The 24,939-nt window shown below is 63.4% G+C and carries 22 protein-coding genes and 1 pseudogene; 9 read left to right on the top strand and 14 right to left on the bottom strand.

Annotation, left to right across the window (positions count from 1 at the left end; all coding sequences use genetic code 11):
- Positions 1-364 precede the first annotated feature (364 nt).
- Entirely contained in the window at positions 365-1,453 is a 1,089-nt protein-coding gene (gene opgC / locus VG320_RS19910; protein WP_327201788.1) for an OpgC domain-containing protein, read from the top strand.
- 151 nt (positions 1,454-1,604) lie between these two features.
- Here opgC and VG320_RS19915 read toward each other — a convergent pair whose 3' ends face one another.
- The gene (locus VG320_RS19915; RefSeq protein ID WP_327201789.1) at positions 1,605-2,399 is read right to left on the bottom strand and encodes an SDR family oxidoreductase; all 795 of its coding nucleotides are present in this window, start codon (positions 2,397-2,399) and stop codon (positions 1,605-1,607) included.
- 320 nt (positions 2,400-2,719) lie between these two features.
- On the opposite strand from VG320_RS19915, the gene VG320_RS19920 reads away from it, so the two are divergent.
- Positions 2,720-3,694, top strand: a complete 975-nt coding sequence (locus tag VG320_RS19920; protein WP_327201790.1) for a ProQ/FINO family protein — start codon at positions 2,720-2,722, stop codon at positions 3,692-3,694.
- A 103-nt stretch (positions 3,695-3,797) separates the two neighbouring features.
- Here VG320_RS19920 and VG320_RS19925 read toward each other — a convergent pair whose 3' ends face one another.
- The 3 genes from VG320_RS19925 to VG320_RS19935 form a co-directional block, all read right to left on the bottom strand.
- Positions 3,798-4,493: a transglycosylase SLT domain-containing protein gene (locus tag VG320_RS19925; protein ID WP_327201791.1), complete on the bottom strand. Its 696-nt coding sequence runs from the start codon at positions 4,491-4,493 to the stop codon at positions 3,798-3,800.
- Between the two features lie 141 nt (positions 4,494-4,634).
- Positions 4,635-5,531, bottom strand: coding sequence for a fructose bisphosphate aldolase (locus VG320_RS19930; RefSeq protein ID WP_327201792.1), 897 nt, complete (start codon positions 5,529-5,531; stop codon positions 4,635-4,637).
- A gap of 211 nt (positions 5,532-5,742) precedes the next feature.
- Entirely contained in the window at positions 5,743-7,149 is a 1,407-nt protein-coding gene (locus VG320_RS19935; RefSeq protein ID WP_327201793.1) for a PLP-dependent aminotransferase family protein, read from the bottom strand.
- 172 nt (positions 7,150-7,321) lie between these two features.
- Here VG320_RS19935 and cyoA point away from each other — a divergent pair, with 172 nt between their 5' ends.
- From cyoA to cyoD, 4 genes are read left to right on the top strand one after another with little or no spacing between them, the layout of a single operon-like run.
- Positions 7,322-8,344 (top strand): ubiquinol oxidase subunit II, encoded by a 1,023-nt coding sequence (gene cyoA / locus VG320_RS19940; protein ID WP_327201794.1) that lies wholly within the window; start codon positions 7,322-7,324, stop codon positions 8,342-8,344.
- Between the two features lie 7 nt (positions 8,345-8,351).
- Positions 8,352-10,343 (top strand): cytochrome o ubiquinol oxidase subunit I, encoded by a 1,992-nt coding sequence (cyoB, locus tag VG320_RS19945; protein WP_327201795.1) that lies wholly within the window; start codon positions 8,352-8,354, stop codon positions 10,341-10,343.
- A 3-nt stretch (positions 10,344-10,346) separates the two neighbouring features.
- Positions 10,347-10,955 carry a cytochrome o ubiquinol oxidase subunit III gene (gene cyoC, locus VG320_RS19950; RefSeq protein ID WP_327201796.1) on the top strand — a complete coding sequence of 203 codons (609 nt, stop codon included), beginning with the start codon at positions 10,347-10,349 and terminating at the stop codon, positions 10,953-10,955.
- Positions 10,952-11,326 carry a cytochrome o ubiquinol oxidase subunit IV gene (gene cyoD / locus VG320_RS19955; RefSeq protein ID WP_327201797.1) on the top strand — a complete coding sequence of 125 codons (375 nt, stop codon included), beginning with the start codon at positions 10,952-10,954 and terminating at the stop codon, positions 11,324-11,326. The genes cyoC and cyoD overlap by 4 nt, the downstream gene beginning before the upstream one ends.
- A 101-nt stretch (positions 11,327-11,427) precedes the next feature.
- Here the strand turns inward: cyoD and VG320_RS19960 are convergent.
- The 4 genes and pseudogenes from VG320_RS19960 to VG320_RS19975 all read right to left on the bottom strand — a co-directional run.
- Positions 11,428-11,598 (bottom strand): annotated as a pseudogene (locus tag VG320_RS19960) (short chain dehydrogenase); the annotation flags it as partial.
- Positions 11,599-11,600: 2 nt separating this feature from the next.
- Complete coding sequence (locus VG320_RS19965; protein ID WP_327201798.1) at positions 11,601-12,827, bottom strand: helix-turn-helix domain-containing protein; 1,227 nt, start codon at positions 12,825-12,827, stop codon at positions 11,601-11,603.
- A 210-nt stretch (positions 12,828-13,037) separates the two neighbouring features.
- On the bottom strand, positions 13,038-14,180 hold the full coding sequence (locus VG320_RS19970) for an NAD(P)-dependent alcohol dehydrogenase (protein WP_327201799.1): 1,143 nt from the start codon (positions 14,178-14,180) through the stop codon (positions 13,038-13,040).
- Positions 14,181-14,244: 64 nt separating this feature from the next.
- Positions 14,245-15,717: a benzaldehyde dehydrogenase gene (locus VG320_RS19975; protein WP_327201800.1), complete on the bottom strand. Its 1,473-nt coding sequence runs from the start codon at positions 15,715-15,717 to the stop codon at positions 14,245-14,247.
- Positions 15,718-15,980: 263 nt separating this feature from the next.
- On the opposite strand from VG320_RS19975, the gene VG320_RS19980 reads away from it, so the two are divergent.
- Positions 15,981-16,169: a CsbD family protein gene (locus VG320_RS19980; protein WP_327201801.1), complete on the top strand. Its 189-nt coding sequence runs from the start codon at positions 15,981-15,983 to the stop codon at positions 16,167-16,169.
- 97 nt (positions 16,170-16,266) lie between these two features.
- On the opposite strand, the gene VG320_RS19985 is transcribed toward VG320_RS19980, so the two are convergent.
- The 6 genes from VG320_RS19985 to VG320_RS20010 all read right to left on the bottom strand — a co-directional run bounded on the left by VG320_RS19985 (position 16,267) and on the right by VG320_RS20010 (position 21,725).
- Positions 16,267-17,601 (bottom strand): type II toxin-antitoxin system HipA family toxin, encoded by a 1,335-nt coding sequence (locus VG320_RS19985; RefSeq protein ID WP_327201802.1) that lies wholly within the window; start codon positions 17,599-17,601, stop codon positions 16,267-16,269.
- Entirely contained in the window at positions 17,602-18,108 is a 507-nt protein-coding gene (locus tag VG320_RS19990) for a helix-turn-helix transcriptional regulator (RefSeq protein ID WP_327201803.1), read from the bottom strand.
- A gap of 185 nt (positions 18,109-18,293) precedes the next feature.
- On the bottom strand, positions 18,294-19,232 hold the full coding sequence (locus VG320_RS19995; protein ID WP_327201804.1) for a phosphatidate cytidylyltransferase: 939 nt from the start codon (positions 19,230-19,232) through the stop codon (positions 18,294-18,296).
- 2 nt (positions 19,233-19,234) lie between these two features.
- A complete protein-coding gene (locus VG320_RS20000; RefSeq protein ID WP_327201805.1) occupies positions 19,235-19,849 on the bottom strand; it encodes a lysophospholipid acyltransferase family protein in 615 nt (204 codons plus the stop codon).
- Positions 19,842-20,480 (bottom strand): CDP-alcohol phosphatidyltransferase family protein, encoded by a 639-nt coding sequence (locus tag VG320_RS20005; RefSeq protein WP_327201806.1) that lies wholly within the window; start codon positions 20,478-20,480, stop codon positions 19,842-19,844. The genes VG320_RS20000 and VG320_RS20005 overlap by 8 nt, the downstream gene beginning before the upstream one ends.
- 300 nt (positions 20,481-20,780) lie before the next feature.
- On the bottom strand, positions 20,781-21,725 hold the full coding sequence (locus tag VG320_RS20010; RefSeq protein ID WP_327201807.1) for a hypothetical protein: 945 nt from the start codon (positions 21,723-21,725) through the stop codon (positions 20,781-20,783).
- Between the two features lie 141 nt (positions 21,726-21,866).
- Here VG320_RS20010 and VG320_RS20015 point away from each other — a divergent pair, with 141 nt between their 5' ends.
- Together VG320_RS20015 and tssM are read left to right on the top strand one after the other, a co-directional pair.
- Positions 21,867-22,724: a M15 family metallopeptidase gene (locus VG320_RS20015; RefSeq protein WP_327201808.1), complete on the top strand. Its 858-nt coding sequence runs from the start codon at positions 21,867-21,869 to the stop codon at positions 22,722-22,724.
- A gap of 299 nt (positions 22,725-23,023) precedes the next feature.
- Positions 23,024-24,939 (top strand): type VI secretion system membrane subunit TssM (gene tssM / locus VG320_RS20020; RefSeq protein WP_327201809.1); only part of this gene is annotated, 1,916 nt, incomplete at its 3' end.

Raw genomic sequence — 24,939 nt, forward strand, 5'->3', positions numbered from 1 at the left:
ATTTGCCGGAAGGGCGGGTAAGCCCTGGCGCAGGCGGTTTCTTACGGTCGTCTTGCGCCTTGGGTGGAAACTGCAGTCGTTGCGGCGACTATGCGATGCTGCGGATCCAGGGTGAACCGTCGGCATTAAAAACCGCATTAAAGCTGGCATTGATTTCGCATGCGCAAGCGGGCCGCTTGATTGCCCAGGCAAGTCATTGCAGAGCTTTCAAACGCATTCCGCCGCACCCAGCCGTTTGCCTATCGATCAGCCATCCTTACGAATCGATTCGCGCGCACTCTGCGCGCCAATGCTTCGAGCCGTCGCATTCCGGTCTTTTTCGTCTCTCAACCGTACGATCAGAGCAGAGCGGGAGCCTTCACTGATGAGCCAGACAGCGCAGCGATCCGTCGAAATCGACTTCTTTCGCGGTTTCGCCTTGATTGCGATTGCCCTCGACCATATTCCTTCCAGCGTGCTTTCGCACGGCATGCTGCATACTTTCGCGTACTGCGATTCGGCAGAAGTGTTTGTGTTCGTGAGCGGCTATGTGTCGGCGGCGAGCTGGCTGGCGATTGCTGCACGCAAGGGCATCGATGCCGCAAACTGGCGCTTTTTTCGACGCAGCCGCGAAATCTATGCCGCCTATCTGTGCGCGGCGGTATTGATGCTGCTTTCTGGTGCGGCAGCCGGCGCATTGCGTGTGGATTCGCCGCTTGTGAATGTGTCGGGCTTCGCGCGCTTTACGGCGCATCCGTTCGCGATGCTCGGCAATATCGCGATCTTTCGCGATCAACCCTATCTGGCCGGGGTATTGCCGCTTTATGTCCTGCTCGTGCTCGCGTTGCCTCTGGTGATGCCAGTTGCGCGGCGCGCGCCCGCCGCCGCGTTGCTCGGCAGCTTCGCGCTCTGGTTCGCGAGTAGCTGGCTCGGCGGTTATCTGCCCTCGGTGCCTGGGTCGATCTGGCCGTTCAATCCCTTCGCGTGGCAGGCCATGTTCATGCTCGGGCTGCTGTGTCGGCTTTATCCCATTTCGGATGCATTTCAGACTTCGCGCTTTGGCCGCGGCCTGACGCTGCTCGCCTGCGTTTCGGTCGCCGTTTTTGCGTTCGTGCGGCTATTCGTCGAAGTCGATCCGCAGCCGGGCTATATGAAACAGAATCTCGCGAGTGTGCGCATCGTGAGCTTCGCCACCGTGGCCTGGCTTGCAGTGCAGGCCACGCGGCTTGGCTGGGTCGGCTGGCTCGCGCAGCGCTTACCGGGCATCGTCACGGTGGGGCAGCAGGGGCTCGTGTGTTTCGTGGGCGGGGCGCTGGCTTCCAATACGATCGACACACTGTTGCGCGCTACGCATTCGAATACGCTGCTGCCAGCGCGCCTTGTTGGCGACGCGCTGGCAATTGCTGCGTTACTGATGCTTGCAGGGGGCGCTCGACGCTGGAAAGCCGAACGGCCGCGCGTGGCGCTCACCTGAATTAACGTTGTAAAAGGTGAGCGTTTGCGGGATCTGTTATCAGGCGGCCAACAAAACTATCAATAGCACCGCAGAAAAACGTGCTACGCCTTGATACGCACGCAACATCGCCGCAATCAAAGGTGAGATTTTGCGGGAGGCGCGCCTGACTTTACGCCTGTGCGAGTTCGCGCACGTCCGTAACGGGCGACGAACCGAATGCGTCGCTCAACGCATAGTCGACCAACTGGCGCGCGGAATCTTCCGGTGTCGCCAGCTTGCCTGTTTGCTTGAGTTCGTCGAAGCGGCCACGCAACGGGAAGTGATCGACGCTGGTTGCGCGGATCGTCGCCTGCATGCCGGTGTCCACGACGCCAGGCGCCACACTGCTGATACGCACGCCATCTGGCGCATCAAGCGCGACCGCGCGCGCATGATGATCGAGCGCTGCCTTGGTGGCGCAGTAGACGCTCCAGCCGGCGTAAGCGCTGCGCGCCGCGCCGCTCGAAATATGGACGATACGGCGTTCGTGGGCCTGAACCGACACGATCGCATTGGCCAGCATCAGCGGCGCGGCGACATTGAGCGTGACGGCACGGGCAATCGCGCTCGCATCCTGGGCGCCGAGCGGCGCAATCGGGTCGACCATGCCCGCGTTGTTGAACAGCAAGACGCACTGCGCGCCCTGGACGAAGCGTTGCAGAACGCCGCTTGCGAGCCACTGTTCGATGGCGGCGGGATCGGCGAGATCGAGGGATGCCTCTACAAAATCAGCAGGCTGCGATGCCGATGCCGATGCCGATGCCGCTCGCTCGCGTTGCGCCAGCGTCGGGTGCGCGCTACGGCCCACGCCGAGCACGTCGATCTGGCGCTCCAGCAGCAATTCGGCCAGCGCGGCACCCAGACCACGCGAATGGCCCGTGACGATGGCGCGCGTCGGAGCGGGGGAAATACCGGATTGGGTCATGATTTATAGGGGAAAAACAAAAAATAAAAAACACGATGCAGCTATTGGCAGCCGCGCATCGTCGAATGCATTTTTGCGGAATCGAGGGTCCGACGCGACGTGCTCCAGACAAGAATGTGCCGTTTTTTTGCACTGCGAGCGCATGAAATCAAGAGAATCAGGCAAATCCGCAGGCGTCGATCAGCGCGTTTTACGCGTGCTCACACGTATCGAAAGCAGCGCCAAATCTTGCGGATCACAGCCACAAAGCGCGACGAGACAGAAATGCGGCGCGCGATTCTGTATCATAGCGTCCGATCCAATAAGGAAGAGAGCTGGACGTGAAAGCCGCATCGCAACAACGCCGACCCCTGAGCCTCAAAGACGGGCTGCTTGAACTCAAGAAGAGCATGGGGTTGGGTACGGGTCAGCCGCCCGAAGAACAGGCGCAGTCGCCGCAAGGCAAGCACGCGCCCAAGGGCGCACCGAAAGGCGCACAAGGCCAGCGTCGCGCGCAGGGCGCGCCCGGCCACAAGGGCCCGAAGGGTCCTCGTCCGGCAGGCGCCGACGAGGCGCGCTCGCGCGCCCGTCCGCAGCACGCGAAGGGGCAAGGCCAGGGCCGCCCCGCCGGCGAAGGCGGCAAGCCGCAGGACGCCAGCGGTCAGCCCGGCAAGCCGCCGCGCCAGTCGCGCGGCCCGCGTGACGGCGAACGTAACGAGCGTGGCGAGCGCAGCAACAATCGCCAGCGTCCGGCGCGCGCCCAGCAATCGATGGCCAATCTGAGCGAAGAGGAAAAGGCGCGCATCGAGCGCAACCGCCAGCTCAATACGGTCTGGAACGTATTCGCGAAGCTGTATCCGGCGTTCCGCGATCGTCTGCCGCTGAAGATCGGCGTCGCGGAGGATCTGGTCACGCGCCATCCTGACTACGAGCGCACGCTGATCGTCGCCGTGCTCAAGCGCCATGTGAATCATCCGCGCTATCACGAGCGCGTTGCGGCAGGCGGCTCGCGCTTCGAGCTGGACGGCAGCGCCTCGGAAGGTCCGGGCATCGACCCGTCGCACGTTGGCCGCGCCAACGCAGCGCTCGCACGCCAGAAGGCCAAAGCCGAAGCGCAAGCCAAGGCTCAGGAAGCCGCAAAGACGGTGCAAGCGGATGCAACGGCTGCAGCAGTGCAACCGGAAGCCGCAGCACCGGCCCCTGCGGCCCCCGCAGCGCCTGTGGCCGATGCCGCCGTGGAAGCCAAGGGCGACGCAGAGGGCAACGCACAAGGCGCACAAGGCAACGAAGGCGCAACGCCCGCAGCCGACGCCTGAGCGATCAGCGCCACCAAGGCGCTGTAATCGAACGCGGCACAAGACACGCCCGGCGAGTGAACCTCGCCGGGCGGTTTGCTTTTGCAGTCCGGTTTAAACGGGTTCAGCGCTCGCGCGAGCGCGAATAGTTGCGTGCGGCGAGCGGATCGGCGTTTGAGGCGGCAGAAGCGGCCTGCGCAGGCGTGGCCGAAGCCCCTTGCGCGGCTGTTGCCGCTACGTCGCTCGCCGCGATATTGGCCGAAAATGCCCCGCTGAAACTCGGCGCCGCGTCGTCCTCAGCCGCGCCACCGGCCTGGGGGGCGCTTGCGCTATCGAGCACGCGACTGAACTCCGCGGCGCGCAAGCGGATCTTTTCGGCATAGGCCTTCGATCCACCGTAGTTCTTCATCGCCGCATCCAGATCGCCGCCGGCCGCGCGCTTATAGCCGTAGAGAATCGACGAGCCTACGTCGATATTGACGTCGGGGTCGGTGAGATCTTTGACATTGCGCAAGAGATTTCGGTGCGCCGAAGGCACGACCTGCATCAGTCCGGTGGCGTTATTGCCGCCACGCGCCTTGTCGTGAAAGCGCGATTCGACCGAAATGATGGCGAGCAGTACAGCCGGCGGTAGCGAGTATTTCGCCGCCGCCGTCGTGACCGCTTCCGAAATCTGCGCGGCTTTTTCCTTCGCCAGCCCGAACTTCTGGCTCAGATAGGTGGGAAGCTTTTTGTCGTCCCCTTGCGGGGGAGCCTGCTGCGCCGCTGCGTGTTGCACGAGGCCGGGCAGCAAGGCGAGCAGGCAGAGTAGGCGCCTCATGGCCAGTGCGCGTCGTGAGCTATGGAAGGCGCACAGTATAACCGGCCATGAAAAAGGACAGCCGCGATATGACCCCAGCTGTCCTTTGCTCAACTTACTGCGACTTATGGCGCGCCGATCGTTTGACCGATCACAAGCCGATCAGCTTTTACGCACCGACGCCTGGTAGATTTCGTCGATGCTCGCCGCCAGCGTGGCGTCGAACTCCGCATCGCTCATCTGCTTCGTGAGGTCGTTGATGAGCGCGCGCGAAAAGCTCGCGATCATGCCGTGGTTGTGCGTGAGGCGCTCGCATGCGTCGCTGCGCGAATAACCGCCCGACAGCGCGACCACACGCACGACGCGCGGGTGATCGATGAGCGGCTTGTAGAAGTCCGGCACATCGGGAATCGTCAGCTTGATCATGACGTTGCGCGAGGCAGGCAGGGCGTCCAGCCCCTTGAGCAGTTCGTCGCGCAGCAGCGCCTCGGCTTCGGCCTTGTCGGGCGCCTTGATCGAGATTTCGGGTTCGAGAATCGGCACGAGCCCTTTCGCGCTGATCTGCGCACCCACCTCGAACTGCTGCTGCGCGATAGCAGCGATGCCCACAGCCGACGCACGCTCGATCACCGAACGCATCTTGGTGCCGAAAATGCCGGCCTTCACGGCGCGCTCCAGCAGGGCGTCGAGGCCGGGATTCGGCTTCATCAGGCGCACGCCGTCCGCTTCGCTCTCCAGCCCCTTGTCCACCTTCAGGAACGGCACCACGCCGCGGTCTTCCCAGAGGAATGCGGGCACCGGCTTGCCGTGCGCCTGGCCATCCATGGTCTGCTCGAACAGGATCGCGCCGATCACTTTCTCGCCCGTGAACGCCGGCGCGCTGATGATGCGCACGCGCATTTCGTGCATGAGGCGAAACATGTCGGCGTCGCTGCTGTAGTCGCTTTCCGGGATGCCGTATTGCCGAAGCGCGCCGGGCGTGGAGCCGCCGCTCTGGTCGAGCGCCGCGATAAAGCCGGGTTTCTCGCGCATCTGCTGCAACATCTTGTCGTTGGCCATCTTCCAACCTCCCGAAAAATAAGCGCCTGCGGCGCGGTTACGTGGGACGCGGCGCGCAGCCGCATCCGATCCATAAAGCCATCCGGAATGTGATTCGACGAGTGTACCGGCGCGGCGTGACAGCGTCTGCGCCAATGTGCCGGTCCCGTCAGTCAGGGAAAAAGAGGAAGCAAGCGCGATGCCAGGGTCGGATCGCACCCGCCATCAATCGTCAAACGATCACTTGCGCCTGTGCCGACCGATCGACAGCCAGCAGCGCCGATAGCCGCCGCAACGCGGCCTGCAGGCGTGCGCGGTCGGCCGTCGCGCCCAGCGAAATGCGGATCGCATTGGCCGCGCCGCCGCCCTGATCGAAAGCAGTGCATGGCGCCACGGCCAGCCCTTCGGTGCTGGCCGCCGCGGCCAGTTCGCGCGCCTGCCAGTAGCTCGGCAGCGCGTACCAGAGGTGGATGCCGGCGCTCTCGGCCGCCGCAGGCCCCAGCAGTTGCGCCGCCAGGCGCTGGCGCGCCTGGGCCTCGGCGCGCACGCCCCGAAAAATCTCATCGGCGACGCCATCCTCGATCCACTGCATCGCCAGCGCGTTCGTGAGCGGGGCGGCCATCAACGAGAACGAGCGCAACGCGGCCAGCACGCGCGCATGCGCGGCGCTGTCGGGCAGCGTCAGGAAAGCGGTGCGCAGCCCAGGCGAAAGCGTCTTGGAAAGCGTCGAGAGATAGCAGACCTGGGCGGGCGCCATGCGCGCGAGCGGTGGCGGAGCGTCGGGCGCGAAGCGCCAGTACGGGTCATCTTCGACGATGCGCACGCCGTGACGTTGGGCCACGCGCAGCAGATCGCGGCGGCGCGCTTCGGAGAGCGTGGTGGCCGTTGGATTTTGCAGCGTCGGGTTCAGGTAGAGCATGCGCGCGCCGTGCAGGCGGCACGCGGCGTCGAGCGCGTCGGGCAGCATGCCTTCGGCGTCCGTGGCCACGGTCTGGAGGCGGCGACCCAGTTGCGCCACCGCATGCGGCAGCCCGGGATAGACGAGCGGCTCGCTCAGCACCACGTCGCCGGGCGCCGTGAAGGCGAGGATCAGCGCGGCCAGCGCCGCCTGCGCCCCGGAGCAGACCACCACACGCGCCGGATCGACCTTGCCCAGCAACGGTTCGAGCCACTTCGCGCCCGCCGCGCAATCGGCCGCCGCGCCACCGCCGATGTGGTACGTCATCAAGAGATCGGCGTCGCTGCGTAACAGCAGGCGCGACAGCCCCTCGCGCAGCAGCGCGTCGGCGTCCAGCCCTTGCGGCGGCGGCGGGATGTTCATGCTCAGATCCACGCGCTGGGCGAGTTCGGCGCGCGGCGCGGCAATGAAAGTGCCAAGCGGCCCGCGCGCTTCGATCAGTCCGCGCCGCCGCGCTTCGTTGAAGCCGCGCGTGATGGTGGTCAGATCGACTTCCAGCAGATCGGCCAGCGTGCGTTGCGCGGGCGCGCGCTCACCGGGCGAGAGCGTCCCGTCGGCCACGGCGCGCTCGATGAAATCGACCAGACGCAGATAGCGCGGCCCGACGCCGCCTTGCAGCGCCGAAGCCCACGCCGCCGCCGCGTCTTTCTTGTCCGGATCGATGTGCTCTTTTCGCGTCATTCTGTCGCAGATGTATGGTTCATGTCTTACTCTAGCATGCGGACACGAAGCGCGTAAATCCATACATATAGGCTATGTATGGGCCTCCGGCTGGCGCCCTGGCGGCGTCACACCGAAGGCGAGGTGAGCACGTATGGATGGGTTTGCGCGATCGTCAACCATGGAACCCGACATGCGCAACCTCCACCTCCGAAGAGGAACGGCCGTCGAAGCCGACCCGCCGCTTCCTCAACCAACCACACGCCCGACCTCATTAATTCGCCGTGCCGCGCCTCTCGCAACGGCCGGCGCGCTCGCCTTGCTCGGCGGCTGCAGTTCCGTGCTGATGGACCCGAAAGGCGACATCGGCATGCAGGAAAAAAACCTCATCCTCATCGCGCTCGGCCTGATGCTGCTCGTGGTGATTCCAGTGATCGCGCTCACGCTGTGGTTCGCGTGGCGCTATCGTGCCTCCAACACGAACGCAACCTACGCGCCGAAGTGGTCGCACTCGACCGCCATCGAAATCGTGGTCTGGACCATTCCCTGCATCATCGTGGTCACGCTTGCCGCGCTGATCTGGCGCACGACGCACTCGCTCGATCCCTACAAGCCGATCGAGTCGCAGGTCAAGCCAATCCGCGTCGATGTGGTGGCGCTCAACTGGAAGTGGCTCTTCATCTATCCGGACTACGGCGTCGCCTCGGTGAACCAGCTGGCGATTCCCGTCGATACGCCGGTGTCGTTCCGCCTGACCGCCGAATCGCTGATGAACTCGTTCTTCATCCCGCAACTGGGCAGCCAGGTCTATGCGATGTCGGGCATGGAAACGAAGCTGCATCTGATCGCCAATCAGCCCGGCACCTACGCGGGCCGCTCGGCGGCATTCAGCGGACCGGGCTTCTCGGACATGCACTTCGACACGCTCGCCACCAGCCGCGCCGACTTCGACGCCTGGATCGCGCGCGCCAAGGCCTCGCCCGCGATGCTCAGCCGTGGCGCTTACGAGCAGCTCGCAGTGCCGGGCGAGAAAGCGCCGGTTGCGCTCTATTCGAATGTTGCGCCGGGCCTGTTCGAAGGCGTGGTCGACAAATACATGCGCGACGTGCACGGCAACCCGATCTGCGGCTCGGGCACCACGGTCCCCGCACTTTCCCTCGATAGCAGCGTTGATAAAAGCGGTGCGCGTGCGCCCGCCACCCTGGCAGCGGAGTAATCACATCATGTTCGGAAAACTCACGCTCGATGCCGTTCCATGGCACGAGCCCATCATCATGGGCACCGGCGCCGTTGTGGCGCTCGGCGGCCTGGCCCTGCTCGCGGCGATCACGCTCGCGGGCAAGTGGGGCTACCTGTGGCGCGAATGGCTGACCTCGGTCGATCACAAGCGCATTGGCGTCATGTACATCATCCTCGCGATCGTGATGCTGCTGCGCGGTTTCGCCGACGCGATCATGATGCGCGCGCAACAGGCCATCGCCTACAACGACGCGGCGGGCTATCTGCCGCCGCATCACTACGACCAGATCTTCACGGCGCACGGCGTCATCATGATCTTCTTCGTGGCCACGCCGCTCATCCTGGGTTTGATGAACGTGGTGGTGCCGCTGCAGATCGGCGCACGCGATGTGGCTTATCCGTTCGTCAACTCGCTGTCTTACTGGCTTTCCGTGGTGGGCGCGGTGCTGGTGATGGTGTCGATGTTCGTCGGCGATTTCGCGGCGACGGGCTGGGTGGCGTATCCGCCGCTCTCCGAACTCGGCTATAGCCCGACCGTCGGTATGGACTACTACATATGGTCGCTGCAGATATCGGGGCTGGGCACGACGCTTTCGGGCATCAACTTCATCGTGACGATCCTGCGCATGCGCGCGCCGGGCATGAAGCTGATGATGATGCCGGTGTTCGTGTGGACGGCGCTCATCACCAACATCCTGATCGTCGCGGTGTTTCCGGTGCTGACCGGCACGCTCGCGCTGCTCACGATGGACCGCTATCTCGACATGCACTTCTTCACGAACGAGCTGGGCGGCAACGCGATGATGTACATCAACCTGATCTGGGTGTGGGGCCACCCCGAGGTGTACATCCTGATCCTGCCTGCGTTCGGCGCGTTTTCGGAAATCATCGCGACGTTCTCGGGCAAACCGTTGTTCGGCTACAAGTCGATGGTGTACGCCACGTCCTCCATCGGCATCCTGTCGTTCTTCGTCTGGCTGCACCACTTCTTCACGATGGGTTCGGGCGCTAACGTCAATGCCTTCTTCGGCATCATGACGACGATCATCTCGATCCCGACCGGCGTAAAGCTGTTCAACTGGCTCTTCACGATGTATCGCGGCCGCATCCGCTATCACAGCGCGACGCTCTGGACCATCGGCTTCATGGTGACGTTCGCCGTGGGCGGCATGACCGGCGTGCTGCTGGCCGTGCCGGGCGCGGACTTCGTGCTGCATAACTCGCTGTTTCTCGTTGCGCACTTCCATAACGTCATCATCGGCGGCGTGGTGTTCGGCTGTCTGGCTGGCGTGAGCTTCTGGTTCCCGAAGGTGTTCGGTTTCACGCTCAACGAGTTCTGGGGCAAGGTGTCGTTCTGGTGCTGGCTGATCGGTTACTGGCTGGCCTTCACGCCGCTCTATATCCTGGGCTTCGAGGGCATGACGCGCCGCATGAATCACTATTCGGAGCCGGGCTGGCATATGTGGCTGGTGGTCGCGCTGGTGGGCGCGGTGTTCGTCGGCATGGGCATTCTTGCGCTGATCGTGCAGCTCTATGTGAGCGTGCGCGACCGCGACCTGAACCGCGACGTCACGGGCGATCCGTGGGACGGCCGCAGCCTCGAATGGGCGACGGCTTCGCCCGCGCCGTTCTACAACTTCGCCGTGATGCCGAAGATCACCTCGATGGAACAGCACTGGGACAACAAGGAAGCGGGCATCGCTTACGTGCAGGCGCGCCAGTACGAGGACATCCACATGCCGCGCAACACCGGCGCGGGGTTCATCATCGCGATGTTCAGCTTCGTGTTTGGCTTCGCGGCCGTGTGGCATATGTGGCCGTTTGCGGCGCTGGGTCTAATCGGCATGATCGGCACGTTTATCGCGCGAACCTATAACCAGGACGTCGATTACTGGGTGCCGGCCGCGGAAGTCGAGCGCATCGAAAACGCACGCTTCCAGCAACTCGAAGCACTGGAAATGAAGGAGGTCGCGTAAATCATGGCTCACGCTGCAACGACACATCACGGCCACGATCATGGCCACGATCACGACGACAGCACCAAAACCACGTTCGGGTTCTGGATATACCTGATGAGCGACTGCCTCATCTTCGCGACGCTTTTCGCCACCTTTGGCGTGCTCGCGAATGCGACGGCAGGCGGTCCCGGGGCGAAGCAACTGTTCGAGCTTTCCTACGTGCTCGGCGAAACGCTGCTGCTGCTCGCGAGTAGCGTCACGTTTGGTCTGGCAATGCTGGGCCTGCATGCGCAGCGCCGCGGTCAGGTGATTTTCTGGCTCGTGGTCACGTTCCTGTTTGGCGCGGGTTTCGTCGGCATGGAAATCAACGAATTCGCCAAGCTGGTTGCCGATGGCGCGGGACCGCATACGAGCGCGTATCTCTCGGCGTATTTCACGCTGGTCGGCACGCACGGTCTGCATGTGAGCGCGGGCCTGCTGTGGATCGCGATCATGATGCACCAGACCTGGAAGTTCGGCCTGACTGGCACGGTGCGCCGGCGTCTCGCGTGCCTGAGCCTTTTCTGGCACTTCCTGGATCTCGTGTGGATCTGCGTTTTCACCTTTGTTTATCTGCGAGGCATGCTGTGAGCCAATCCCACGTCTCTCATCCGGCCAGCCACGACGACGGGCATGGCAGCTTCAAGGGCTACATGATCGGCACGGTGCTATCGCTCGTGCTCACACTTGCGTCGTTTGGCGTGGTCATGTTTCATGCGATTCCGGCGGCGCAGGGGCTGACGGCAATCGTCGTGCTGTGCGTGGCGCAACTCGTCGTGCAACTGGTGTATTTCCTGCATATCGGTACGGCGCGCAGCCAGCGCGCGAATACCGGTATCTTTATCTGCACGGGGTTTCTGATTGCGGTGATTGTCGGCTTGTCGCTGTGGGTCATGCACAACGCGAACGTCAATATGATGCCCTCGCAGATCAGCGTCGAACGCGCCATGGCGCACGATTGATGCAGCAAGCGGCGTAGCGAGGCTGCGCCGCGGTCTGTCGCCCCGCGTGGGCCCATCCTTCAGGATCGGGCCGCGCGGGGGTTTTCATGACCGCTCACATCTCAATGGCCGACACGATACATGCGGCCGCTCTGCACACCTTCCACACTGCGTCGTACGCTTTCGATGCCAGGAAAGAGCGGGCCGAATGCATCGATCGACTCCGTCAGCACGGTCGGGCTAACGGCATTGATGCGAATGCCCCGTTGAAACTCGCACGCTGCGGCGCGCACGTTCACTCCGCGTCGCCGCACTCGCTCAACATCCCCGTTTCACGAAGCTGTTTTAGCCGCGCATAAACCGTCGTGCGCGACACGCGCAGTTGCCGCGCGACCGCCGCCACGTTGCCGCCGTGCTCGCGCATGGCGTTCTGCACGGCGATCAGCGTCTGCTCCTCCAGCGTCGAACCGTTCTGCGCCGGGCTCACAAAACCCGCAGGCGCCAAGTCCTCATCCGTCGCCAGCGGTACATCCATGCGCCGCGCCGTGCTGCGATTGAGCGGCGCGCGCGCGTACTGCACCCACACATGACTGCCATCCGCGCGCGCAACGCGCAACGGGTTGCGCTGCGGCCGCAACAGGCGGCTCAACTGCGCAAGCGGCGCATCGTCGAACAGATCGCGCAGTGCGAGCCGGGGCAGGGGCGCGCCGTGTTCCAGCCCGAACATGCGCCGCGCCACGCGGCTAGCGGCACGCAACGTGCCGTCCTCTTCCACGGCCAGCACGCCCGCAAGCGGCGTGGCAAGCCAACGCGGATCATGTTGCACACGCAACAAATGACAACCGCGCAAGGTGGCGAAGAGACGCTGCTCGGCGGCCAGCGCCGCAAGCCGGAATTGCTCCTTGATCTGCGAAAGATCGCGCTGGCCCGTGCCGGTGAGATCGAGCGCGCCGATCACTTCGCCATGCAGCCCGTAGAGCGGCACCGCGATGCAGGACGCGCGCTCCAGCTGGTCGAGATAGTGCTGGCCGCCCGCGACCGTCACTTCAATGCCCTCGTGCAGCACGCAGCTAGGCGCCGTGGTGCCGATGTGCGATTCGAGGATACGGCGGCCAGCGATGATCGGCAGGAGCAGTTCGTCGTCGCAGGCGGGACTGCGGCGCGCGTGAATCACCGTGCCCTCGGGATTGACGCAGAAGATGGTCCAGTCGTCGCCGCCGAAGGCGTCCCAGAGTTGTTCGATCTCATCGACGACACAGCTATAAAGACGCCGGTCCTCGTGCGATTCGCGCGTGTTGCGCGCGCTTTTCAGCAGTTCGTATTCGGGCGCCTGCCAGGGCCGCACGCCCGCGTCGCGCGAGCGCGCCCATGAACGCGCGACGGAATCGGGCAGCAGGCCCGCGGTAAGCGAGGCGGGCAGATGCTCGCCGCCGCCGAAGCGTTCGCGCGCCGAATGCAGTTGAGCCAGCGTGCTGTCCGCCACGCGATCCGCTACGGATTGAGACGCGGATTTGCTCTTCATGCAGGCTCCCGTTGAAACGATTTCAGGCGATGGGGACGGATCGGATGGTCCAGACACAACTCCAGACGCAAGAACGGGCGGCATGACGCCGTTTCCAGGGCACCATGCCGCCCGTCCGGGGCGCCGATCACTATGTGGCCCGCGCCGGGTAGTGCGAGCATACCTCAGCCGGTATGCCTGCCGCAGCGGGGATATTACGAAGGCCCGGCCTCAGCCGTGCGCGAAACGCAGGATCGGCTTGAGGGTGACGCCGCGCGTACTGTCCTCGGCGGCCTCGTTGATCTGCTCGACCGGATAGAACTTCACGAGCTTGTCGAACGGAAAACGCCCTTGTTGATACAGCTCGACGAGTTGCGGAATGAAGCGCTGCGGCACGCTATCGCCTTCAACGATGCCGCGTATCGTGCGCCCGTTCAGCAGCAGGCTGTTGATGTCGAATTCGCCCTTGGTGCCCAACGGCGGCGCGCCCACCACGCCGATCGCGCCCAGCGTGCCAAGCGCCTCGATCGCGTCGGCCAGCACCTGCGGATGCCCGGTCGATTCGAGCGCGAAATCCACGCCGCCGCCCGTAATCTCGCGGATCGTCTCGACCATGTCCACTTCGCGGCTGTTGACCGTGTGGGTCGCGCCCAGTTCTTTCGCGAGTTCGAGCCGCGACGGCACGATATCGACGGCGATGATGGTCGCCGCGCCCGCCACGCGCGCCGCCATCACCGCAGACAGGCCCACCGCACCCGCGCCAAAGCTGGCGAAACGGCTGCCGGGCGTGACCTTCAGCGAATTGATGACCGCGCCCGCGCCGGTCTGGATGCCGCAGCCAAGCGGCCCCAGCAGCTCGAGCGGCGCATCCTGCGGAACCTTGATCGCATTGTTCTCGCGCGCCAGCGCGTGACTCGCGAACGACGACTGCGCAAAGAAGTGGTCGTGCAGCGGGCGGCCTTCCTCGTCCTCGATAGCGGTGCGGCCTTCAAGATCGCCGCCGCCAAAGTTCAGGCCGAAGAAGTGGCTGCAATACGCGCCGTGGCCGCCCACGCAAGGCTGGCAATGCCCGCACGCGCCGTAGGTCAGCACCACGTGATCGCCGGGCTTGAGGTTCTTCACGTTCGGGCCGATTTCCTCGACCACGCCCGCGCCCTCGTGGCCCAGCACCGCGGGCAGCGGCACTGGATAGAACTGGTCGCGCACGATCAGGTCGGTGTGGCACAGGCCCGTGGCGACCACGCGCACCAGCACCTCGTCGCCTTGCGGGCCGCGCAGACGCGCCTTCTGGATCGTGAACGGCTCGCCCTTGGCACGCGCGACGGCAGCGGTGACCGTGCGGCCCGCCGGGGCCGCCTGGGATGTCGTACTCATGCGTGTCTCCTCAGATCACTCAAATCACTTAGATCGCTTAGATCGCTTAGATCGCTTAGATCGCTTAGATCGGATAGAGCGGGGCTTCGCCCTTGACGGTGAGCCACTGCCACTGCGTGAACTCTTCCCAGTTGGCCGGGCCGCCAATGCTCGTGCCGTTGCCCGAAGCGCCGACGCCGCCAAACGGGTTGATCACTTCGTCGTTCACCGTCTGATCGTTGATGTGCAGCAGGCCCGTGCGCAGACGTTCGCCCATGCGCAGCGCGCGGCCCACGTTGGCGGTGACGACGGCCATCGACAGTCCGTACTCCGTATCATTGGCGAGTGCAATTGCGTCTTCGTCGGTGTCGAAGGGCACGACCACGGCCACCGGCCCGAAGATTTCCTCGTTGAACGCCGGGTTGTCCTTCGTCACGCCGCTCAGCACGGTCGGCTCGAAAAACAGGTCGCGATAGCCGCCGCCCGTTTCGACGCGTGCGCCGGCTTGCTGCGCATTCGCAAGCACGCGGGCGATGTGGTCGCGCTGCGCCGCGTTGATGATCGGCCCGAGCGCGACATTGCCGGTAGCCGGATTGCCGACCGTGAGGCCCGATGCCTTCGCCACCAGCTTTTGCACGAATTGATCGTAAATTTTGCGCTGCACGAGCACGCGGCCCGTCGCCATGCAAATCTGCCCCTGATGCAGATAAGCACCCCAGGCCGTATTGGCGACGGCCAGATCGATATCGGCATCGTCGAGCACGATCAGCGAATTCTTGCCACCCAGCTCCAGCGAGACCTTCTTGAGGTGACGGCCCGCCGCTTCGCCGACCTTGCGGCCCGCGCCGGTCGAACCCGTGAACTGGATCATGGCGATGTGCGGGTCGCTCGTGAGCGCCGCGCCCGCCGCGCCGTCACCGGGCAGCACGTGCAACAGGCCTGCGGGCAGACCGGCCATCTCGAACAGGCGCGCGATGGTGAAGCCACCGCAGATCGAGGTGCGCGGGTCCGGCTTGAGCACGACCGCATTGCCGAGCGCGAGGGCCGGAGCCACGGCGCGCATCGCCAGATAGAGCGGGAAATTGAACGGCGAAATCACGCCGACCACGCCCAGCGGGCGGCGGCGCGCCAGCGACAGGCGGCCCGGCACCGAAGGCAGCACCTCGCCGGCCGAGCGCGACGGCAGCGCGCTGGCTTCGTGCAGGGCCTTGATGGTCGCCATCGTTTCGACCGTGGCCTTGCCGCGCGTCGAACCGCTTTCGCGCACGATCCAGCCGGCGATTTCCTCGGCGGCATCTTCGGCAAGACGGGCGGCGCGGCGCAACACGGCGGCGCGCTCGTCATAAGGCAGCGCGGCCCAGGCCCGCTGCGCGTCGAAGGCCGTCTTCGACGACGCCGCGACGAAAGCCGCGTCGGCCATGCCGATACGCGCGAGGCGCTCGCCCGTGGCCGGTTCAAGCACATCGGCGGCCGACGTGCCGTCGCGCCACTCGCCGGTAAAGACGCGGCCATGCCAGTTGTCGTTGTCGAGGAGGCGGGTGGAAGAGGTAACGCTCATGCTGACTCCTGTTTGTCTCGTATGAATCTCGTGAGAATCTCGCGCGCAAGCCGGGAAGCGGCTGCCAGGACGTCACCTTAAGGAATGGGGGCCAGCGTCGCAATCGGGAATAGTTCTCGCCCCGCCATGGCCCGTGGCCACGCGCCTGGCCGCATAAAAGCGTTCAGTTGCTGAACACCCGGCTCTTTACGGGCGTGTCGGGAACGGCTCGTGCGCTAGGTAAGACGTTGCGACACACCGTCGCTTTTACGTGGAGACGCACCATGAACAAGGATCAAGTCAAGGGCACGGCAGAAAAGATCAAGGGCAAGGTCAACGAAGCCGTGGGCCGCGCTACCGACAATCCGCAACGCGAGCTCAAGGGCGACGTGCAACAGGCCGCCGGCGAAGCACGGAAGAACGTGGGCGACATGAAGGAAGCCGTCAAGGATGCAACAAAGCGTCATCACTAAGCGCGGCCACGGCCTCGCATTTCACACGCTGCCTCAGTGATTAGTGACGACTCTTAACGCGGCGCCGGTCTGTACGACCGGCGCCATTTTGTCTTGATCAAGCCGCGCCAGCCAGAATCCGCGCCTGACGCCGCATGCCCGCAAATACCGCCTCGGCCACGTCGAGCGGGAAATCGTCCGGAAGTTGCGCGCCGACTTCATCGATAACGCGCCCGGTCTGCTGCGCCACCGCCGTCAACATCTCCTCGACTTCGTCGACGGAAAAACCCACACGCTGCCCCTGCGCAATCCAGTGACGCGGGAAAATCTGCGCAATGCGGTAATGCGCGTTGCGACCGCGCACCGCCATCGCGAGGCTTGCGCGCTGAGCCGCGAGCTGGTCGCGACCGCGCCCGATAATCGGATGCGCGGATAGCACGTCGTAAAGCTGCGTGGCAACGTAACGGCTGCCGGGCAGATGCGCGATGCTGAAATTCTTGGCGTGACCGTCCGTGGCCGCGAGCAGCCAGAAGAGCATCTGCGCGAGAAAAAAATTGCGGCGGTCGTCGGCCCCACGCGACGAGCCGCCAAGCATGGCCATCACGGCGTTGATACCGGGGCCGCCGTCGGCCTCGTATTTGACGATGCCGGGCGTCCCCGTGGCCTGACAAAGGTCCTCCTGCGGCAAGCGCACGATCCAGCGACCGTTGCGCGCCAGACGCCGGTCGAAACGTTCGACCACCAGCGCCTTCATATCCTCGAAATGCGCAATCTCGCACTCTGCGATCGGCAGGCCGAACGCGGCGATGATTTTCGCGCAGAGCCATTCGTTTTCGACCGACGTGCGCATATCGGCGCGCATATTGCCCACGAGGCCGAGCGGCAGCTTGAGGATGTGCGTGGTGGGTGTGCTGCCCTCGGGCAGCAGCCAGCGGCCGTTGCGTCGCAAGAGGGCGGTTTTCTCCTGCGCGCCCGCGATCGACAGACGCAGATCGTCGACCGGCTCGTGCGCCCCAAAAAGAGGCGTAGCGGTCGTATCGCGCAAGAGCCGGGCGATGGAGGCTTCGTCGAGTGGCCGGCCTTCGATCGATTCCAGCCCGACCGGCGTTTCGCCCGCTGGCAATAGTTGCAACGCGCCCACGCAATCGCGCCCAAGCACGGCGAGCAGTTCGAACGGCGAGATGCCCGCCGTGCGGTAACGGGCCGCGATGCGCCGCCGGATGCGCTCGCTGTCGGGCAGAAGGTTGTCGAAGTAATCGGTGACGATGGCGCCACGCAAGGGCTGATTGCCCGGCGTGAACGGCAGCGAAAGCGAGAGTGGACGGCCTTGCTCGTCATCGAGCCAGCTTTGCAGATACACCAGCCGTTCGACGCCACGCACGATCTCCCAGTAGCCGACAGGCAGACCGTTCATCCACAGATCGAGGCGGTTCGTCAGGCGGGTGCGCGCCATTTACCAGTCCTCGCGCGCAGGCGATCCGGCGGCGGCTTTGCGCGCTGCGGCCGGCTTCGTTGCTTTTTTTGCGGTCTTTTTTTCGGTCTTTTTTGCCGCCGTGCGTGTGCTGAGCGCTGCGGTAGCGGTGCGCCTGGTGACAGCCGTTTTGGCCTTTGGCTGTTTAAGCGCGGCATTTTTTACAACCGCCTTCTTTGCCACGGCCTTTTTGACGGCCACTTTTCTCGCGGCAGGTGGCGTCGCGGCGGACTTCCTGACAACCGCTACGCGCCGAACCGGCTCGGCCTGGGTTGCGCCCGCGGCGAGATGCAGATCGACCGCGAGCAGCCGCAACACGCGGAAGAGCCGGTCGACGCTTGCGGCGGCGGGATTCGCTTCGAAGGCGGCGTAGCTTTGCTGGGAGATGCCGAGCCGCTGCGCGAGTTCTTTCTGGGTCAGGCCAGCTTTCTTGCGAAAGCCCAGCAGCATGGGGCGCAACTGGCTGACGGTCTTGAGCGGGTAGTCCACGCGAAGCTCCGGCAGAGGGGTAAGGGAAAATAGACTGCTTACAGTCTATAGACTGTAAATGCAGAATACAACCTTAAAGCTGTAAATGCAAAATACAGTCTATAGCCTGTAATTGCGCCTAGTGCCGGCCAAAGGCGGAGGTGCGGGCGAGGGCGCCCGCCGGTGCAGAGCGGCGCAATGAAGCCTTAGCCCGGCGGCACGAAGAAATAGCGCGTCAGGTGGAAGAAGATCGGTGCCGCGAAACAGATGGAGTCGATACGATCGAGCATGCCGCCGTGGCCGGCGATCATCACGCCCCAGTCCTTGGCGCCCATCGAGCGCTTGACGGCCGACAGCACGAGTCCGCCGATAAACCCGCCGATCACCGTCACTGCCGACATGAGGGCGGCCTGCCACACATTGAACGGCGTGAGACCGTGCAGCAGGGTGCCCAGCCCGATGGCGAGCGCGCCGCCGCCCATCAGTCCTTCCCACGTTTTCGATGGGCTGACGAGCGGCGAGAGCTTGCGCTTGCCCCAGAGCTTGCCGCAAACGTACTGGAACACATCGCTCGATTGCACGACCAGCAGGAAGAACAGCAGTAGCGGCCCGTTGTTGTCGAAGTAATGCGGCAGCGGCAACAGGAGCAGGGCCGGCGCATAACTGAACGAATACACGCAAACCATCAGCGCCCACTGGATCTTGGCGTTACGTTCGAGAAATTCGGCGGTGTCCTGCGAGAAAGCCTCTGCTGCCGAGAGCACGAAGAACATATATACCGGCATGAAAATCGCGAACAGCCCATACCAGTGCAGCGCGACCAGCAGAAATTGGCCCGGCAGCGCGACGTAATAGGCCAGCACGAGCGACCAGTAGTCGGCGGGCTTGGTCGGCGTGAGCGTGATGAACTCGCGCAGCGCGAAGAACGAGCAGATGAAAAACAGGAATAGCGTCGCGTAAGGCCCAAGCCATAACGCTGCCGTGACCACGGCGATCATGACCCACCACGCGGCAATGCGCTGGTTCATGTTGGCGACGGTTGTGTTGGCCGCACCGAACTTCATGCGCAGCACCGCGCCCACCACAGTAAAGAGACAGAGCAGGCCGACCACGCCCACGATCGTGATCCAGAAGACGTGCGGCATCCTTATCCCCGTACCGAATTTTGAAGTTTAATCACGGCGTCGCGCGCCATGGTAAGGAATGCTTCCTTATCGAGTTGCGCGGCGCCGGGCACCGCATCGCCGAACGACACGCTGCAATTGATCGGCACCGGCAGCAACTTGCCCTTGGGCATCGCGCGCATGAGATCGGACAGATGCACGGGCACGAGCTGTACCTCGGGAAACTCGCGCGAAAGCCAGTAAAGCCCGCTTTTGAACGGACCGATTTCACCGGTCTGGCTGCGCGTGCCTTCGGGAAAAATGATGATCGACCAGCCCGATGCCAGCGCATCGCGCACGAGCTGGAGCGGGTCTTCGCCTTCGCCCTTGCGCGTCACATACACCACGCCCAGCACGCGGTTGGCGATAAAGCGGCGCATGGGCGATGCATCCCAGTAATCGCGCGCGGCAGCAGGGCGCACGCTCGCGCGTAGATCGGCCGGCAGCGCCGCGAGAATGGCGAGCGTATCGACGTGACTCGAATGGTTGGCGAAATAAATCGTCTGTTGCGCGGACGGCGGCGTGCTCGCATAGCGTCCGCGCGCGCCCACCACGAGACGCACGACGCCCAGCAGCCAGCGCTGCATCACGTTACGCATGAGTTTTTTCCTCTGTGATCCGGTGAAGATCCTGCACCAGTGCGCGCGTGCGTGTCACGCACGTGAGCGCGCTGCCGGCCGCAATGATCGCGAGCACTGCGGTAAGACAAACGGGCTGCCGATGCAGCGCGACTTCGACGATCGTCGCGATGCAGGCGAGCGTGAGCAGCGCCATACGGTGCTGCTTGGCCATCGGGCCGATAAAGCGCTGCGGCACGCCCACCGAGCCGCCAAATACGCGCACATACGCCGTGAGCGCGGCGAACAGCGCGGCCGCCCAGCCCAGTGACGGCAGACCCACGCCATAACCGGCCGCGACCAGCAGGAAGCTGTCCGCGATGCGATCTGGAAATTCGTTGAAGAGCGGCCCGGCGATGGATTTTTTACCGCCTTCGACAGCGACCAGTCCATCGACGACATTGCAGAGCAATCGAAGCTGGATACACACGATCGCAACGATCATGCCGATCACGCTGTCGATCCTGAGCAGCGCCACCGCGCCAATCGCCGCGAATACGGCGCTCGCGCAGGATATCTGGTTGGGCGTCACGCTCGTGCCGGCCAGGAACTTCGCCAGCGCCACGATGACCGTGTTGGAGCGCGATTTGATTGGGCGTCGGTTTTCGTCCATGAAAGCTGGTGAAGTCGATCAGATGGGATTGGCTGCAATCGGCCGGAAGTTCGGCTTTATACAGGGCGGCGCGAGCCTGTTGGCATTTACACGACGGATCCTTGAGCGTTGCCAAGGGCGACATCTCTATTTAGCACAGAATTAAAACTTCGATAATTTGCATTATGTTAAGTCAACCAGACGGATGCAGAATCCTTGCTACCATCTGCCGTGCATTGCCGATGCCAATTACCTGGCATGCCGAAGGATCGCGCGATCCTCCAGCAAACCACGCAACGGCGCATACACACCGTCACGGTTTCAATGTTCGTTACTGGCTTTCGCCGCTTGCGGGCATGCCGGGTCTTTGCCCCAATGGCCATCGCAGACGCGCCAGCGGCACAACTGGTCCTCGAAGAACCCGCGCTCGCTGCACGCCTTGACCTGCTGCGCCAGCGAAGCGCTGCCGTCCGCCTTGGCGGAAGTCTTCGATCCATGCGTGCCGCCTTGCTTCGCGTCCGCAGGCTTGGTACGCGCCACCAGCACCGCAAGCAGATCGACGTCGGAATCATCCCGCTTGCCGTTGGCATGCGCGTTCTTCGCCTGTGCAACGGCCGTCTTGCTGTCGTTCTTGTGCGCGCTGGCCTTGTCATGCTTCTCCGGCTTCGCTTCGGCGCTCTCGTGCTTGTGTTTTGCCGTGCTGCTATCAGGCGTCTGCGCCGCCTGGACCGCCTTCGCCTGAGCCACGACCGGTGCCGCAGGCACGCCGCTGGCACTGCCGTCCGTGAGCGCGCGTGAAAGCCGGTCGCTGTCGTTAGCTGTGCTGGCTTTGGGATTCGCCGCATCATCGTCGGCGACGATCGTGGCCGCGTGCGAAACCGACGCTTCCTCAGGTGCGCTTTTCTGTGCGAGCGCAACGACCGCCTGCGATGCGCTCGCCGCCGATGCAGCCGTGACAGCCGCCGCGCTGGCCGCTGTCGCCGCCACGCTTGGGGTACTGGACGTACCGGACGGCGTGCGCGATATCCAGTGCCATGCACCGAATGCCCCCGCGCCAATCACGAGCAATGCCACGAATCCGGCGGCTTTCGAGGACCGCTGCGGCTTGCCGGCGGGTGAAACGGGCGGCACCACGCGCCCTTCAAGGTTCGCGAGAATACGCGAGCCATTGGGCGTGCCGCTGGCAGGTGCGCCGGCCGGCTTGCCAGGGCCATCGGCAAGCAGACTGGGTGGAGCTTTGGGTCGGGAATTGTCCGGCACACTCATTACTTTAGAGTCTCATTCGGATCGTGCACATTGAATCGGGCCTGTTTCGCCGTAATAATACGTGTTGGCCCGAGTTCGGGCAGGCCTGATTCTAAAATCAAGCATTACAAAAAACAATTGCCTCAGTTCACGGGGTCGCTTTTGGTTGCCATTGCACTCGTAGTCTATTTCGTCATTACCGTGCCGATAGCCGCAATTCTGCTGCTACCGGGCGTGCGAGCGTCTTTTTTCGATGCCGTATTCAACCTGCATAATGTGATCACTCGACGTATTTCCGCGAGTTCCATGCATGCGCGCAAGCATATTTCTAAATCGGCAAAATATTCCCAATCGACAATGGTCGATATGCAAAATTTGCTGATTAAGCGGCGCTTGCTGATTTTGTCCACCACAGGTATTCTTGCGACGCCGCCGCTGATTGCAATTGCGCTTCGCGGCCACCAGTTATTCCAATACGATGACACGCCTCGTGTGCCCGATGAAAAAATCGCGGCACTGCTCAATGGCGAGCAGCTTGTTCCGCCGCCGCCCTTGCCGCCCGAGGTGTTCGCAACGCAAGAAGTCGAACAGATTCGCCCGGCGCTGGTGGATGCGAGCCGCGACTGGAATCTGCTCGATGCGGACTTCCGTACGCGTTTGCTGCTCGTTTATAAAATCATGCGCGAGCAATACGGTTACGAAATGGCTTTGCTGGAAGGTTATCGCAGCCCCGAACGGCAGGACCGGCTGGCAAAAATGGGGGGCAGCGTGACTAATGCCGCGGCGTTCCAGAGCTATCACCAATACGGCCTTGCAGCGGATAACGCATTCCTGCGCGACGGCAAGCTCGTCATTTCAGAAAAAGATCCTTGGGCGATGCGCGGCTATCAGTTATATGGGCAGGTTGCCGAACAGGTCGGCCTTACATGGGGCGGCCGATGGAAATTGATGGACCTCGGGCACGTCGAATATCACAAGCCCGGATTCGTGCTGGGACGCAAACCGGCAAACGCCAGTTGACATGCCTGATGACACGCGCGTGTAACCGGCAGCAGATAAGCACCTATGCGTATATGCAGATTGGGCCGAAGCAAAACGCAAAGCGGACAATAAAGAGGAAGGTTATGGGGCGTTCTTTCTATGCTTTGAGCGATATGCCGCGGCGACCGCGCCATTCCTTTCCCTATTCCCCATGTTTTTCACATCGCCCGCCGATCCTGTACACCACATGACCGGCTGCGCGCGCGCCCTGCTCGCCTCGCCACCGCCACGCATGAATCACCAGAACAGCACTCAAAGCATCAGGATCTGACCGGCATATGCAACGCTTTCTCAACGTGTTGACTCACAAGCGCACGCTTTCCATCATCGGCCTCATTGCGCTGGCAGCCGTGCTGTATATCGCGGCCGACACGCTGCAGATCGGGCTCATCTGGGTCGCGGTCGTGCTCGGCGTGCTGATCGCACTGTGGCTGATCGTGTGGATCGTGAAGCGCATTCGCGTGCGCCGCGCCAACCGCAAGCTCGGCGACATGCTGGAGCAGCAGGCCCAGGTTGAAACGCCCGCTACCACAGCCGCTGCGCGCGGCACCCAGGCCGAACTGGACGCATTGCGCACGCGCCTGACCGATGCGGTCAAGACCATCAAGACTTCGAAGATCGGCCAGCTCTCCGGCGGCTCGGCGCTCTACGAACTGCCGTGGTACATCGTCATCGGCAATCCGGCTGCGGGCAAGAGCAGCGCCGTGATCAACTCCGGCCTGCAATTCCCCTTCGCCGATAAAAAAGAAGCCATCGTGCACGGCATCGGCGGCACGCGTAACTGCGACTGGTTCTTCACGACCGAAGGCATTCTGCTCGACACGGCTGGCCGCTATTCGATTCACGAAGAAGATCGCGGCGAATGGCTCGGCTTTCTCGGTCTGCTCAAGCGCTATCGCCCGAAGGCGCCGATCAACGGCATCATCGTGACCGCAAGCATTGCGGAACTCACGGGCAATCGCCCTGAATTCGCCATCGATCTGGCGAAGAACCTGCGCCAGCGCGTGCAGGAACTGACCGAAAAACTCGAAGTGTTTGCGCCCGTCTACGTGATGTTCACGAAGGTGGACCTGATCACGGGCTTCACCGAATTCTTCAGCGCCAACGATCGCCACGAATACGACCGTGTCTGGGGCGCTACCCTGCCCTACGAGCCGGACGAAAAACGCGACGTCGTCGCGCAATTCGACGAGCGTTTTGAAGAACTTTACGAAGGCCTCAAGGAAATCAGCATCGCGCAGATGTCGATCAGCCGCGGCAATGCGCTCACGCCGGGTCAACTGAGCTTCCCGCTTGAATTCTCGACCATCAAGCCGGCGCTGCGCGCGTTTCTCGCCACGCTGTTCGAGAACAACCCGTTCCAGTACAAGCCAATTTTCCGCGGCTTCTATTTCACAAGCGCGCTGCAGGAAGGCGAAACCAATAGCGCCGCTGCACAGCGCATCGCCAGCCGTTTCGCGCTGTCCTCCGACGGCCTGCCCAAAGCGCAGGCTGCGTTCTCAAAGAACGGCTTCTTCCTGAAAGACCTGTTTTCCAAGGTGATTTTCGCGGACAAGCAGACCGTGCGCCAATTCGCCAGCCCGGCCAAGACGCGCCTGCGCTACGCCACGTTCTTCGGCGTGGTGGCGGCGCTTGCGCTCGCGCTGGGCGGCTGGACGTGGTCGGCAGTCAATAATCAGCAACTGGTCGCGAACGTGCAGGCCGATCTCGACAACGTCGAACGTCTGCAGCAGAACCGCAACGATCTGCAGTCGCGCCTGCAGGCGATGGACATCCTTGAAGACCGTATCGATCAGCTCGAACAGTTCCGCCGCGACAAACCGCTCGCGGTGTCGCTCGGTCTGTATCAGGGCGATCGTATCGAACAGCATCTGCTTGAGGAGTATTACAACGGCGTGCGCCAGATCATGCTCACGCCGGTCTCGCAGAATCTCGCTTCGTTCCTCAAGGACGTAGACGCACATCCCGATCAACTCGCGCCGATGACGCACACGCCCGATTCGGGCGCGGTGCCTGTTTCCGCGCACGCGGCCATGGCGAACACGAGCCAGGGCGGCCTCTATAGCGACGCCTCGCCCTCGAGCGTGGAAGACGCCTATAACGCGCTCAAGACCTACCTGATGCTGTCCGACAAGCGTCACGTCGAAACCGCTCACCTCACCGATCAGATCGCCCGCTTCTGGCGCGGCTGGCT

The sequence above is a fragment of the Paraburkholderia sp. genome, from assembly GCF_035948235.1.
Lineage (GTDB): Bacteria > Pseudomonadota > Gammaproteobacteria > Burkholderiales > Burkholderiaceae > Paraburkholderia.